Origin of the sequence: Providencia sp. Je.9.19, from assembly GCF_051129765.1 — a bacterium.
GTDB lineage: Bacteria > Pseudomonadota > Gammaproteobacteria > Enterobacterales > Enterobacteriaceae > Providencia.
Window position 1 is genome coordinate 500,937 of record NZ_JBCPSS010000001.1, and the last position, 12,928, is coordinate 513,864.

The window sequence follows — 12,928 nt, forward strand, 5'->3', positions numbered from 1 at the left end:
TAATTCTGCTAGTTTAGCTTATTACTGTCCACTCAACATGGCTGTTTCTATTTTTTTGCGATTAAATTGCTTATGCAGCGCCCATAAAGTAATAAAACCGATAATACCGAGTAGGAACCAAGGCAATTGTGGTACTCCCCATTGATGCCCAATATCATACATCCAGCCACCGCCGGTATAACCTACTGCGCCTCCAAGGGCGAGTCCTAGGCGACTAAAGCCCATGTAGCTTCCTCGAGCTCTAGGATTTGCCAAAGAGGCGCTGAGTGTTTCACGTGCAGGGTCAGCAGTTACTGTTCCCAAATAAAATAAACAAATCAGGCCGAATAAGGTATTCAATGAAGTAGTCATTCCAATGGGGAACATGCTTAGGCTCATTAGAAATAGCCCTGCCATCAAACGCTGTTCTAAGCGAAAATGTTTTTCGCTCCAACGCGCAATAGGATAAAGCAGCGTTAATGAAATAGCGGCTTCAATCGCATACATCCATTTAACGGCCGTTGGCGTTCCTGCAAGTTCGTTAACGACAATAGGAAACATCAACATCACTTGCACCGAAAGCATAAAGTAACCCGCTAATGTTACGACATAGGTGACAAAGCGTTTATCTTTAAGAACGCGGCCCATGCCTTCTTTTATCGGGGTTCTGACTGTTGAAATACGATAAGCAGGTAGCAACCATGCATTACAAATTGCGGCGATGATAAAGACAGCAGCACCAGCCCAACAAACATAGTGGAAGTCATACTGTAATAGCCAACTACCAATTAATGCACCAATGACAGCGCCTGCGCTATCTTGCATTAACAGTAATGAATAGAAACGACCCCGTTCATAAGGTCGCGTTAATTTAATGACCAGCGCAGTCCTTGGTGGATCGAACAAGGTACCACCGAGGGCAGAAAGCACGCAGGATAACCATAAAATCCAAGGGTCATGAGCGACGGCCATGACTGCGAAACCGCTAGCTCGCAGTAGCATACCAATAACAATCATGGGTTTAGCACCAAAACGGTCGGCGATAGCGCCTCCAAAAATACCCAATCCTTGTTGAACAAATTGTCTCAGCCCTAAAGCGAAGCCAACAACAACCGCAGCCCAACCAAGCTGATCAACAAAGCGAATCGAGATTAAAGGAAACACCACAAAAAAGCCTAGTACAACTAACATGTTGTCTAGTAATAAAAAATATTTACCCAGGCTTCTTGCCCGTGACACCTGCGCCATGACACACCATTAGAAAAATAGCAAAGAGGGAAGGATTCTTAATGTTTCTTATTAATAATATCAGTAGAATATAGAAAGTCAGATGATATTTTTTTATCGATGTAGCAAGGCAGGATTGATGATTTATTTTTATCGTTGAATATCGCTGTTTGTTTTATAATTAAAAAATTAATTAAGGGATTACGATGTTTGGTTATCGGTCAAATGAACCCAAAGTGCGTCTTATTACTGAAAGGATGATCGTTCGTTTAGCATATGAGCGTGATAATTATCGGTTAGCTGACTATTACAGCTTAAATAAAGACTTTTTAACGCCGTGGGAACCTATTCGTGATAATTCACATTTTCAACCAGCAGGTTGGAATAATCGATTACATGTTATGAGTGAAATGCATCGTCAAGGCAGTGCATTTCACTTTTTGTTGCTAGATAACGATGAAAATGAAGTTATCGGCGTGGCTAATTTTAGCAATGTGTTGCGTGGCGCATTTCATGCTTGTTATTTGGGTTATTCACTTGGTGAAAAGTGGCAAGGACAAGGTTTGATGCATGAAGGATTAATACAAGCAATTCAATATATGCAAAAGCATCAGGGGATGCATCGTATCATGGCGAATTATATGCCACATAATTCACGCAGCGGTAATTTGTTAACCCGCCTTGGTTTTGAACGCGAAGGATATGCGAGACAATATCTGCAAATAAACGGCGAGTGGCGTGATCATGTGTTAACTGCGTTAACCGATGATACTTGGAAACAACCTAAATCCTAGACTTATAAACGCTTAATTTACCTTTCAATCGTAGTCAGTCGTGTCATGGGCTGTTAAACTGGCACGATTGTTTTCTTTTAGTCTATCTATCATGAATTTATTAAAATCGCTGGCGGCAGTAAGCTCCATGACCATGATGTCTCGTGTGCTTGGGTTTATCCGTGATGCTATTATTGCTCGAGTATTTGGTGCAGGAGCGGCGGCAGATGCTTTCTTTGTCGCATTTAAGTTACCTAATCTATTACGTCGAATCTTTGCTGAGGGCGCATTTTCTCAGGCTTTTGTACCCATACTTGCTGAATATAAAAATCAACAAGGTGAAGAGGCAACTCGAACCTTTGTGGCTTATATCGCGGGAATGCTAACGCTTGCGCTAGCGATTGTTACTGTTATCGGAATGATTGCCGCTCCGTGGATAATTTATATTACGGCGCCAGGCTTTACGGATGACGCTAACAAATTTGCATTAACAACTGATTTATTACGTGTCACTTTTCCTTATATTTTCTTAATTTCGTTGGCCTCCCTTGCTGGCGCAATTCTTAATACATGGAATCGGTTTTCTGTTCCTGCTTTTGCTCCGACATTGCTCAATGTTAGTATGATTTTCTTTGCGGCTTTTGCCGCGCCGTATTTTGATCCTCCGATTATGTCATTGGCTTGGGCGGTATTAGTCGGTGGCGTATTGCAGCTAGTCTATCAACTTCCACATCTAAAAAAGATCAGTATGCTCGTATTACCGCGTCTCTCTTTTCGCGATAGTGGTGTTTGGCGAGTAATGAAAATGATGGGCCCCGCAATTATAGGGGTGTCAGTTGCGCAAATTTCACTGATTATTAATACTATTTTTGCTTCTTTCTTACAGTCAGGCTCTGTTTCTTGGATGTATTATGCAGATAGATTGATGGAGTTGCCTTCGGGGGTGCTTGGTGTGGCACTTGGCACCATTTTACTACCTTCTCTTGCAAAAAGTTTTACGAGTGGTAATCAACAGGAATATCGCCATTTGATGGATTGGGGTCTACGTTTATGTTTACTTTTAGCCTTGCCTTGCGCAGTAGGCCTCGCTGTATTATCTGAAGCATTAACGGTTTCGTTATTCCAATATGGTAATTTTACGGCTCATGATTCGCTTATGACCCAATATGCTTTAATGGCCTACTGTGTCGGCCTTACCGGTATGATTTTGGTAAAAATATTAGCCCCCGGTTTTTATTCACGTCAGAATATTAGAACACCGGTTAAAATTGCGATAGTTACACTCATCTTAACGCAGTTAATGAACTTAGCATTCATTGGGCCGATGCAACATGCTGGTCTTGCACTTTCCATTGGTATTGCTGCCTGTTTTAATGCAGGAGTACTGTATTGGCAGCTGCGTAAACAAGATATTTTCCAACCATTGGCTGGATGGCGTGGTTTTATTTTTAAATTACTGATTGCGGTTGTTGTGATGACCGGAGTGCTATTTGCTGTATTGCATTTTATGCCACAGTGGCAAGAGGGCAATATGTTAATGCGAATGTTACGTTTGATGGGCGTCGTAGTTGTTGGTGCCGGCAGCTATTTTGTGGCGTTGTATGCACTTGGTTTTCGTCCTCGTGATTTCAAGAAACACAGTATTGCGTAATCAATATTTTTAAAATACAGATAACTTTGTGAACATTCAGCCCAGCTAACAACTAGTTGGGCTGATTTTTTTAATTATAATGAGCATTATCAAGACTGAACAGATAAAATAATAGCCCACCGGAGTGAGCTGTTATTGGAAATTGCAAGCTTATAACTTACAGGCTGATAGCCAATAAGAAATTACATTCTTTCTACGGTTTCAATACCTAAAGTATCAAGGCCTGTTTTTAATGTTTTTTGTGTTAGGGCTGCTAATTTTAAACGACTTTGGCGTTGCGCTTCGCTTTCAGCAGAAAGGATAGGGCAATGTTCATAGAAGCTTGAGAATAGACCCGCAAGGTCATACAGATAAGCACACATCACATGTGGTGTGCCTTCACGAGCAACCGTTAGAACTGTTTCTTCAAATTGCATTAAACGTGTTGCTAGCGCCATTTCACGAGGGTCTTGTAGCACAATTGGTAAGGTTAAATCGGCTTCAGTCACATCGGCTTTTTTGAAGATAGAGGCAACACGGGTATAGGCATATTGCATATATGGCGCTGTATTACCTTCAAACGCTAACATATTGTCCCAATCAAAAATGTAATCAGTGGTACGATTTTTTGAAAGATCCGCATATTTGACTGCACCAATACCAACTACATTCGCAACGTTGAGCAGTTCATCCTCATCCATATCTGGATTTTTTGAACGGATCAAGGTTTGAGCACGTTCAATCGCTTCATCTAATAAGTCTGTAAGACGTACAGTACCACCTGAGCGGGTTTTGAATGGCTTACCATCCTTGCCTAGCATCATACCGAACATGTGGTGTTCAAGCGCCATAGATTCAGGAATATAACCTGCTTTACGTACGATAGTCCAAGCTTGCATTAAATGCTGATGTTGGCGTGAGTCGATATAATATAGAGAACGATCCGCATGTAACGTTTCATAGCGGTATTTCGCACAAGCAATATCGGTTGTGGTATATAAGAAGCCACCATCTTTTTTCTGGACGATAACGCCCATTGGTTCGCCTTCTTTATTTTTGAATTCGTCAAGAAAGACAACCGTTGCGCCTTCGCTTTCAACTGCTAAGCCTTTTGCTTTTAAATCAGCAACAATTTCTGGCAACATACTGTTATACAAACTTTCACCCATCACATCATCTTCGGTTAAGGTGACATTTAAGCGCTGATAAGTTTGTTGGTTTTGTTGCATTGTGATATCAACCAGTTTACGCCACATTTTACGGCAGTATTCATCACCTGATTGTAATTTAACGACATAGCTACGCGCTCGCAGGGCAAATTCTTCATCGCCATCATAGTGCTTTTTAGCTTCACGATAAAACTCTTCAAGATCAGACAATGCCATGTCACTGGCATCTTCATTTTGTACTTTTTCTAGATAAGCAATCAGCATACCAAATTGCGTACCCCAGTCACCGACGTGATTGGCACGAATAACTTTGTGGCCAATAAATTCTTGAGTACGTGCAGCAGCATCACCAATAATGGTTGAACGTAGATGACCAACGTGCATTTGCTTGGCAACGTTTGGCGCAGAATAGTCAATAACGATAGTTTCTTGTTTTACAGGCGCTAAACCTAATCGTTCACTCACGAGTGCTTTTTCGGCACAATTTGCAATCCAGCCCGATTCAAGAAAGATATTGATAAAACCTGGGCCGGCGATTTCAACTTTAGTCGCAATACCTTCAAGATCTAAATGGCTGACAATTTGTTCGGCCAGTTGTCTTGGCGGCATACCCATTTTTTTAGCTGCGCCCATGACACCATTAGCTTGATAGTCACCAAATTGTGACTTGGCAGATTGACGAACAATTGCCTCGCTGCCTTCTGGAGCACCCGCTGCTAGCATTGCAGCATAAATTTTATCTGAAAGAATGGCCTGAATATTCACCGAATTACCTTAAATAACGAACATAGTTACCGTATTGTGCCATCACAAGCGCGGAACTAAAAGGTGGAAGAGAAAAATCGGCAGATTTTATACCATATTTTAGGGGGGGCGTGCTACAGTCTGCGCGTTTGTTTATCTTTTATTATTATTGATTCGACTATTATTTAGATGTTGAGCCTTGTTGAAAAGAGTGTTTTTAAATGATTGATTTATCTATTGTTCCTGAGTTAGATGATTTATGGGCTGATTTGCCTGTATTTGAGCAGAAACTACAATTGATGGCAACAGAGCTTCAAATTTCTCTAACTGATTATCACATTGACCATATTTCAGTTCGTTGCCACCACCTTATAACTGCTAATCGTTGGCATAATGGGTTAATAAAATGTGCAAACTTACTATCAGATAACCAAATTAATGGTCGATCTATCCGTTTGTATGAGCTCATTCAGCCAATTGTCGTCGCCGGACAAAATGTCTTTATTATTGAATTGCCTTTCCCTAAAGATAAAATTTATCCGCAAGAAAGTTGGGAACATATTGAAATGGTCGTTGATGTCGAACCTGATTTATTGATTAGTGTTGCCACAAATTTGTTACCTAATCCGCTACCCGAAGGTTTTAGTATGAAAGAAAGTCAGCCTAAAGGGCAGAGTGAAAGACTACCTAATCCCACATTAGCAGTGACAAATGGAATTATTACCGTTAAATATCATCCTTTTTCGCTAAAAAAGATAATTGAAAGTGAAAAATAAGTGATGTAATTAACGTTATTGATAATTGCTCCCATAGAACTCCTCATGGTGTGATATCTATCCGGTAACTGTTATCAATAAGTGGCATTATTAATCGTTGTGTTAACGAATAACATACTTACCCTAAGTTATTAATTAGGGCATTTAAAGCAATCGCTTTATTACCATTTTTGGAGGTGACCATGGCAAAACTGGAAATTTGCTGTTTCGGAATCGAATGTGCTCAAGTGGCTCAAGAATATGGTGCTGATCGCATTGAGCTATGCTCGGGTGCAGCTGATGGCGGGTTAACGCCAAGCTATGGATATCTAAAACTGGCAAGAGAAAAAATTCATATTCCAGTTCATCCAATTATTCGTCCTCGTGGTGGGGATTTTTGTTATGACATGAGTGAGTTTGATGTCATTCGTGAAGATTTAATTATGGTCAAAGAAATGGGATTCCCGGGTGCGGTAGTCGGTATCTTGGATAGAGAAGGGCGTATTAATCTAGACCGTATGCATGTATTAATGGAAATAGCACAAGGAATGAATATTACGTTCCATCGTGCTTTTGATATGTGTATCAATCCATTACTTGCTTTGGAACAGTTAAAAACGCTCGGGGTGGCACGTATTTTAACTTCAGGTCAGCAGCAAAGTGCAGAGCTGGGCCTTCCTTTACTTAAAGAGCTACACGAAAAAAGTCTTGAAATTAATGGACCTCAGATTATGGCGGGCGCCGGAGTGCGTTTGGCAAATTTAAGTAAGTTTATGGAAATTGGCCTTGCCGAAGTTCATAGTTCAGCAGGTAAAACCGTTCCTTCGAGCATGAGTTATCGTAAAGTGGGGGTGACCATGGCATCGAATAGTGAAAGTGATGAGTTTACGCATTATTGTGTTGATGGTCCAACGGTTGAAGCAATGAAAGATTTTATTTCAATTACTGAAAAAGTTTCGGCATAACGTTTTTAATGAAAATGAGGGAGGCAGATACCTCCCTTATTTTTAAGGTTTACGTGCGACTAAAATGGCACGAAGTGGTGCAGGATAACCTTCAATTGTTTTGGTCATATCATTTGGGTCTAAAAACTCAGCCAGTGACTCCGTTTTCATCCATGGGGTACGACGTTGTTCATCAACAGAAGTAACCGCTTGATCAACAATACGAACATCAACAAATCCACATTTTTCTAACCAAATCTTGAGCATTTTTGCTGACGGGATAAAGTAAACATTACGCATTTGTGCATAACGTTCTCCCGGTAGTAGGCATTGGAACTCATCCCCTTCAATGACTAAGCTTTCTAATACTAATTCACCTTCGCTGACTAACTGATCTTTCAGTTGCCATAAATGGTCAAGAGGTGAGCGGCGGTGGTAAAGTACGCCCATTGAAAAAACAGTATCAAAAGCATTTAACGCAGGAAGTTGCTCGATACCTAATGGTAATAAATGTGCGCGCTGGTTATCACCTATTAATTTTCTCACCGCTTCGAATTGGCATAAAAAAAGCTGGGTAGGATCGATGCCGACGACAAACTTAGCGTCTTCCCCTAACATGCGCCACATGTGATAACCACTTCCACAACCTACATCTAACACATAGCGGTCTTTGAGTGGGGATATATGCGGTAGTACGCGATCCCATTTCCAATCTGAACGCCATTCAGTATCGATATCAACACCGTATAGTGAAAAAGGTCCTTTACGCCAAGGTTTGAGTTGTTCGAGTATATTATTAAGGCGACGAGTTTCCCCTGATGAAAGCTCAGGATCACGGGTTGCAGTGACGCTTTGTTTTAAATCTAAATCTGTAGGTATCATCAATGGCAGGTTATCAAGCATTTTTTCCCACGATGAAAAGCCGCCATGTAAACCTTTTTTCTTCCACTCAGTTAATTGAGCAGGTAGTGTATCAAGCCAATGGCTTAAAGGGCCTACTGCGATTTGCTGATAGAAACGACCGAAATCTATCATGAGTGAGCCTCTTTTAACGCTAATAAAGAACCGAAATTAAAGCATTGAAACCAGACCTCACAATGGGTAAATCCTGCTTTATTTAAGCGAGACTTATGTGTAGCTACTGTATCTGTTAGCATCACGTTTTCTAACATGCTGCGTTTTTGACTGATTTCTAATTCGCTGTAGCCATTGGCACGTTTAAAATCGTGGTGCATGTTGAACAGCAATTCACCGATTTCGCTATCTTCAAAATTAAATTTCTCAGAAAGGACTAAAATTCCACCTGGTTTTAACCCTTGGTAGATTTTATTAAGTAATAATTGACGATCTTCTGGATTCAGAAATTGTAATGTAAAATTAAGTACAACCATTGATGCATTTTCTATTTGAACATGGCGAATGTCGCCTTCAATGATATCAACTGGTGTATCTGCTTTATATGCATCAATATGACGTCGACAGCGCTCTACCATAGCTGGTGAGTTATCAACCGCAATAATTTTACAATTATCGGCAGTTAAATTACGACGAATAGACAGTGTTGCCGCCCCTAATGAGCAACCCAAGTCATAAACTTGGCTATTTGGTGTAACAAAACGTTCTGCTAACATGCCTATCATAGTAATAATATTAGAATAACCCGGCACTGAGCGCTGGATCATATCGGGGAAAACTTCGGCAACTTTTTCATCAAATTGCCAATCGCCTAAGTTAGCAATTGGTGCAGAAAAGAGGCTATCTTGGTGTTTCGAATCCTGACTTGACATAAGATCTGTATTAAATTAATAAATAAAACGAAGGTAGTTGCGGATTGTAGCAGAAAGCTGCAAAACCTGAAAATCTATCAGTACACCGCAAAAATGAAAATACGATAAAATTTTTCAAAAATATCGTATGGAATGAGAAAATCTAAAGTTCAAATGTGAATATTTGAATCCAAGGTAAATAGTAGGTATTGGCGATAACCATGAGTGTCATTGCAATATAGGTTGCGGCCATACCTGATCGACGGTAGGCGTAATCGTGATTTTTTAGTCCATAGGAATGCAATAACCGGCCTGCGACTAGAATAATGCCACAAAGATGGATCATCCATACTTGCGCACCATTCATCTCCATTAATAATAATAAAATTAATGAGATAGGGATATACTCAATTGCATTACCATGAACACGAATAGCCGTCTGCAATTCATAAAACCCGCCATCCCCATAAGCAACGCGGTACTGGCCTCGTAATTTCACGACATTTAAAGATAACCTAAGCAGCAGTAAGGCACCTAGTACAGCATATAAAGAGCTGACCATTTTTTACTCCACCATCAGACCAAACATATTATTAAAATAAATAAAGCTATAAATTATACTAATGCATATTGAGGCTAATTTATGAATTGTAAGGGTTAAAAAGTGGTTCTACAAATCAAATTACACTTTTTGTGGGAATTCATTAGCGAATTATTCAATTTTTCCGTCTTGTTTTAACTTAGATAAAATAGTTATCGCAGTAGTAGAACAATGAGATAGATCACGGGTATCAAACCAAGCTAATTCAGCAATTTCTGCGGCAGGCTTTGGCAAACCTTGATAATCTGCAAAATAACAACGAATACGAACTTGTGTTCCGTCTTGTTTACCATCGGCAAGGCCAATGAACTCACCATAAAAACATATTGAATTAATATCTAACTGTAATGTAAGTTCTTCTTCTATTTCTCGACATAATGCTTGTTCATCCGTTTCACCTTCTTCACGCTTACCACCAGGAATATAAAATAAGTGTTTATTATGAGAACGCACCATTGCAATTTTCTGGTGAGATAATGTAATTAACCCAAGTTTGTCGATAATTTTAGCGCTCATAATTTAATCTCTTTTGTCATATTTGCTGTTGGCCTAATTTAGTTATTGGCCATTATATTGACGAATATATTCAATATTATTAAAAAGGTCAGCAAGTGTAAAACACCTGCTGATTACCGATTAAATTGTCGTGATTATTATTTCTTTTCGACTATTTTTACTAGCTCATAACGGATGTTTGGTGCATCAGCTGGTGGATTTGGTACATCAAATTGTTTCACTTGTAATATGTAATTGTAACCTGTTTCATAATCAAAACCTTGAATCGAACCATAAAAGAATTGCCACTCATCAGCCGGATTTTCTTTTATTTTCATACATTTCATTGGTGCAACACCAACACAGTCAGCAAGAGAGGAATCGACATAAAAAGTCTTACTATTATCAGACGGTTTCATCGTTTGACATCCTGCAAGTAGAAGTAGCATTGATGTCGCGAGTAAGTATTTTTTCATTGATAATCCTTAGGTTGCATTCTATTTTCATCATTTCGCTGTCATTATAGCAAACTGAAAACGGTAACAATTCTGAAAGCGAAAATAATTAAAGAAAAAATAATTTTTTAGTTGAATTCCAGTGCGATTTGAATTTGAGTCATCTGGACTGGTGTAAATGAATGGTTTTAATGTGGAGATCATGCGAATTTTGCATAAAAGAATATGAATAGGCTAAATAACCTTTGTTTGAATATGTACATCATGGGCTGAGTCCCTTAAAATCATCTTTGTCATAGTTCAAGTTTCAAGGGTGTTAGTCACATATTAGTACTCTTAAAATTTGAGTTATTTAGAGGATGAAATTTTCTGTTGATAAAAGTCAATATTATTATTGTATTTAGTTAGCTAAAGTCAGTGAAAATATGATTAAAAAACAAAATGATTTAGGCTTTATGCCAAATAGGTAACTGTTTGTCTAACAGAATTTCCTGTATAATGTCTGCCTTTTTGACATTCTGAATTTTCAGCTAAATGTTCAGCAAGATGCCAAATTTTCGCAGCAAGCAAATGCACAACAAGCTGAGTAAAAGGATATAGTATGCGTACTAATTATTGTGGGCAGTTAAACATCGCTCATGAAGGCCAAAAGGTCACTCTTTGTGGATGGGTAAACCGCCGTCGTGATTTAGGTGGTTTAATTTTTATCGATATGCGTGACCGTGAAGGTATCGTTCAGGTTTTCTTTGATCCAGAGCGTAAAGACATATTTGAAAAAGCGTCAGAACTGCGTAATGAGTTCTGTATCCAAATCACAGGAACAGTACGTGCTCGCCCAGATAACCAGAAAAATAAAGATATGGCGACTGGGGAAATTGAAGTTTTCGCTGAAGAATTCGATATATTTAATAAATCAGAGCCATTACCGCTCGATAGTAACCAAACAAACACAGAAGAAAGCCGTTTAAAGTATCGTTACTTGGATTTACGTCGTCCTGAAATGTCAGAACGCTTACGTACTCGTGCGAAAATTACGAGCTTTGTTCGTAACTTTATGGATAAAGAAGGGTTTTTAGATGTTGAAACCCCGATGCTAACGAAAGCAACACCCGAAGGTGCACGTGATTATTTAGTACCAAGTCGTGTCCATAAAGGCAAATTTTACGCGTTACCACAATCACCTCAGCTGTTTAAACAACTTCTGATGATGTCTGGGTTTGACCGTTATTATCAAATAGTAAAATGCTTCCGAGATGAAGATTTGCGTGCTGATCGTCAACCAGAATTTACGCAAATTGATGTTGAAACCTCGTTCATGACCGCAGAACAAGTGCGTGAAGTGATGGAACGTATGATCCGCAAGCTTTGGATTGATATAAAAGCGGTTGATTTAGGTGACTTCCCAATCATGACTTTTGCTGAAGCCATGCGTCGTTACGGTTCAGATAAACCTGACTTACGTAACCCAATGGAATTAGTCGATGTCGCTGACATTGTTAAAGATGTTGAGTTTGCTGTATTTGCAGGGCCTGCAAATGATCCTAAAGGTCGCGTTGCTGCATTGAAAGTGCCAGGCGGCGCAGTAATGACGCGTAAACAAATTGATGAATATGGTCAGTTTGTGGGCATCTATGGCGCGAAAGGTTTAGCGTGGATGAAAGTCAATGAGCGCGCAAAAGGCCTTGAAGGTGTTCAAAGCCCAGTTGCAAAATTCCTCAATGAAGAAATTATTGAGCAACTGTTGAGCCGCACAGGTGCAACTGATGGCGATATCATTCTATTTGGTGCAGGCGCAAAAAATGTCGTCACCGATTCTATGGGGGCACTGCGTTTAAAAGTGGGTCGTGATTTCGAACTGACCAATTTGAATAGCTGGCAGCCGCTATGGGTTATTGATTTCCCTATGTTCGAAGATAATGGTGAAGGCGGCTTAACTGCTATGCATCATCCATTTACATCACCAAAAGATTTTTCACCTGAAGATTTAGTGCAAAAACCAGAAGATGCTGTAGCAAACGCCTACGATATGGTTATTAATGGTTATGAGGTCGGTGGTGGTTCTGTGCGTATTCACCGTGGTGAAATGCAACAAACTGTCTTTAATATTCTCGGCATTAACGAAAAAGAGCAACGTGAAAAATTCGGTTTCTTACTTGATGCGTTAAAATATGGAACTCCGCCACATGCAGGCTTAGCCTTTGGCCTTGACCGTCTAGTAATGTTACTTACTGGAACCGATAATATTCGTGATGTTATCGCCTTCCCTAAGACAACGGCAGCGGCATGTTTGATGACAAATGCGCCAAGCTATGCAAATGCTGATTCACTTGCTGAGCTTTCTATTTCTGTTGTTTCGAAAGAAGCAGCGAAAGATGCAGAGTAACGAGTTC

General features: G+C 39.8%; 12 protein-coding genes. 5 read left to right on the top strand and 7 right to left on the bottom strand.

Going from position 1 to position 12,928, the window contains the following annotated elements; translation table 11 throughout:
• Nucleotides 1-21: 21 nt before the first annotated feature.
• Entirely contained in the window at nt 22-1,227 is a 1,206-nt protein-coding gene (gene mdtH / locus AAZR93_RS02460) for a multidrug efflux MFS transporter MdtH (RefSeq protein ID WP_434718871.1), read from the bottom strand.
• 185 nt (nt 1,228-1,412) lie between these two features.
• Here mdtH and rimJ point away from each other — a divergent pair, with 185 nt between their 5' ends.
• Together rimJ and murJ are read left to right on the top strand one after the other, a co-directional pair.
• Entirely contained in the window at nt 1,413-2,000 is a 588-nt protein-coding gene (gene rimJ, locus AAZR93_RS02465; RefSeq protein ID WP_294103403.1) for a ribosomal protein S5-alanine N-acetyltransferase, read from the top strand.
• A gap of 91 nt (nt 2,001-2,091) precedes the next feature.
• Nucleotides 2,092-3,630, top strand: coding sequence for a murein biosynthesis integral membrane protein MurJ (gene murJ, locus AAZR93_RS02470; protein ID WP_294103405.1), 1,539 nt, complete (start codon nt 2,092-2,094; stop codon nt 3,628-3,630).
• A 182-nt stretch (nt 3,631-3,812) separates the two neighbouring features.
• Here the strand turns inward: murJ and argS are convergent, their stop codons facing one another.
• On the bottom strand, nt 3,813-5,543 hold the full coding sequence (gene argS / locus AAZR93_RS02475) for an arginine--tRNA ligase (RefSeq protein WP_434718872.1): 1,731 nt from the start codon (nt 5,541-5,543) through the stop codon (nt 3,813-3,815).
• Between the two features lie 200 nt (nt 5,544-5,743).
• Between argS and AAZR93_RS02480 the strand changes: the two genes are divergently transcribed.
• Nucleotides 5,744-6,298, top strand: coding sequence for a VOC family protein (locus AAZR93_RS02480; protein ID WP_434718873.1), 555 nt, complete (start codon nt 5,744-5,746; stop codon nt 6,296-6,298).
• A 182-nt stretch (nt 6,299-6,480) separates the two neighbouring features.
• Nucleotides 6,481-7,242 carry a copper homeostasis protein CutC gene (gene cutC, locus AAZR93_RS02485; RefSeq protein WP_294103409.1) on the top strand — a complete coding sequence of 254 codons (762 nt, stop codon included), beginning with the start codon at nt 6,481-6,483 and terminating at the stop codon, nt 7,240-7,242.
• 42 nt (nt 7,243-7,284) lie between these two features.
• On the opposite strand, the gene cmoB is transcribed toward cutC, so the two are convergent.
• The 5 genes from cmoB to AAZR93_RS02510 all read right to left on the bottom strand — a co-directional run bounded on the left by cmoB (nt 7,285) and on the right by AAZR93_RS02510 (nt 10,559).
• A complete protein-coding gene (gene cmoB / locus AAZR93_RS02490; RefSeq protein WP_434718874.1) occupies nt 7,285-8,256 on the bottom strand; it encodes a tRNA 5-methoxyuridine(34)/uridine 5-oxyacetic acid(34) synthase CmoB in 972 nt (323 codons plus the stop codon).
• On the bottom strand, nt 8,253-9,008 hold the full coding sequence (cmoA, locus tag AAZR93_RS02495; RefSeq protein ID WP_434718875.1) for a carboxy-S-adenosyl-L-methionine synthase CmoA: 756 nt from the start codon (nt 9,006-9,008) through the stop codon (nt 8,253-8,255). The genes cmoB and cmoA overlap by 4 nt, the downstream gene beginning before the upstream one ends.
• Before the next feature lie 142 nt (nt 9,009-9,150).
• Nucleotides 9,151-9,549 carry an MAPEG family protein gene (locus AAZR93_RS02500; protein ID WP_294103416.1) on the bottom strand — a complete coding sequence of 133 codons (399 nt, stop codon included), beginning with the start codon at nt 9,547-9,549 and terminating at the stop codon, nt 9,151-9,153.
• Nucleotides 9,550-9,699: 150 nt separating this feature from the next.
• Nucleotides 9,700-10,104 carry an NUDIX hydrolase gene (locus AAZR93_RS02505; protein WP_294103418.1) on the bottom strand — a complete coding sequence of 135 codons (405 nt, stop codon included), beginning with the start codon at nt 10,102-10,104 and terminating at the stop codon, nt 9,700-9,702.
• Nucleotides 10,105-10,241: 137 nt separating this feature from the next.
• Entirely contained in the window at nt 10,242-10,559 is a 318-nt protein-coding gene (locus tag AAZR93_RS02510) for a DUF4377 domain-containing protein (protein ID WP_434718876.1), read from the bottom strand.
• A gap of 580 nt (nt 10,560-11,139) precedes the next feature.
• Between AAZR93_RS02510 and aspS the strand changes: the two genes are divergently transcribed.
• Nucleotides 11,140-12,921: an aspartate--tRNA ligase gene (aspS, locus tag AAZR93_RS02515; protein WP_294103422.1), complete on the top strand. Its 1,782-nt coding sequence runs from the start codon at nt 11,140-11,142 to the stop codon at nt 12,919-12,921.
• The last annotated feature ends 7 nt before the right edge of the window (nt 12,922-12,928 follow it).

What these genes read in the sequence shown, in the direction of transcription:
- mdtH (WP_434718871.1), bottom strand. Translation starts at nt 1,227, where the DNA reads ATGGCGCAGGTGTCACGGGCAAGAAGCCTGGGTAAATATTTTTTATTA.
- rimJ (WP_294103403.1), top strand. Translation starts at nt 1,413, where the DNA reads ATGTTTGGTTATCGGTCAAATGAACCCAAAGTGCGTCTTATTACTGAA.
- murJ (WP_294103405.1), top strand. Translation starts at nt 2,092, where the DNA reads ATGAATTTATTAAAATCGCTGGCGGCAGTAAGCTCCATGACCATGATG.
- AAZR93_RS02480 (WP_434718873.1), top strand. Translation starts at nt 5,744, where the DNA reads ATGATTGATTTATCTATTGTTCCTGAGTTAGATGATTTATGGGCTGAT.
- cutC (WP_294103409.1), top strand. Translation starts at nt 6,481, where the DNA reads ATGGCAAAACTGGAAATTTGCTGTTTCGGAATCGAATGTGCTCAAGTG.
- cmoB (WP_434718874.1), bottom strand. Translation starts at nt 8,256, where the DNA reads ATGATAGATTTCGGTCGTTTCTATCAGCAAATCGCAGTAGGCCCTTTA.
- cmoA (WP_434718875.1), bottom strand. Translation starts at nt 9,008, where the DNA reads ATGTCAAGTCAGGATTCGAAACACCAAGATAGCCTCTTTTCTGCACCA.
- AAZR93_RS02500 (WP_294103416.1), bottom strand. Translation starts at nt 9,549, where the DNA reads ATGGTCAGCTCTTTATATGCTGTACTAGGTGCCTTACTGCTGCTTAGG.
- AAZR93_RS02505 (WP_294103418.1), bottom strand. Translation starts at nt 10,104, where the DNA reads ATGAGCGCTAAAATTATCGACAAACTTGGGTTAATTACATTATCTCAC.
- AAZR93_RS02510 (WP_434718876.1), bottom strand. Translation starts at nt 10,559, where the DNA reads ATGAAAAAATACTTACTCGCGACATCAATGCTACTTCTACTTGCAGGA.
- aspS (WP_294103422.1), top strand. Translation starts at nt 11,140, where the DNA reads ATGCGTACTAATTATTGTGGGCAGTTAAACATCGCTCATGAAGGCCAA.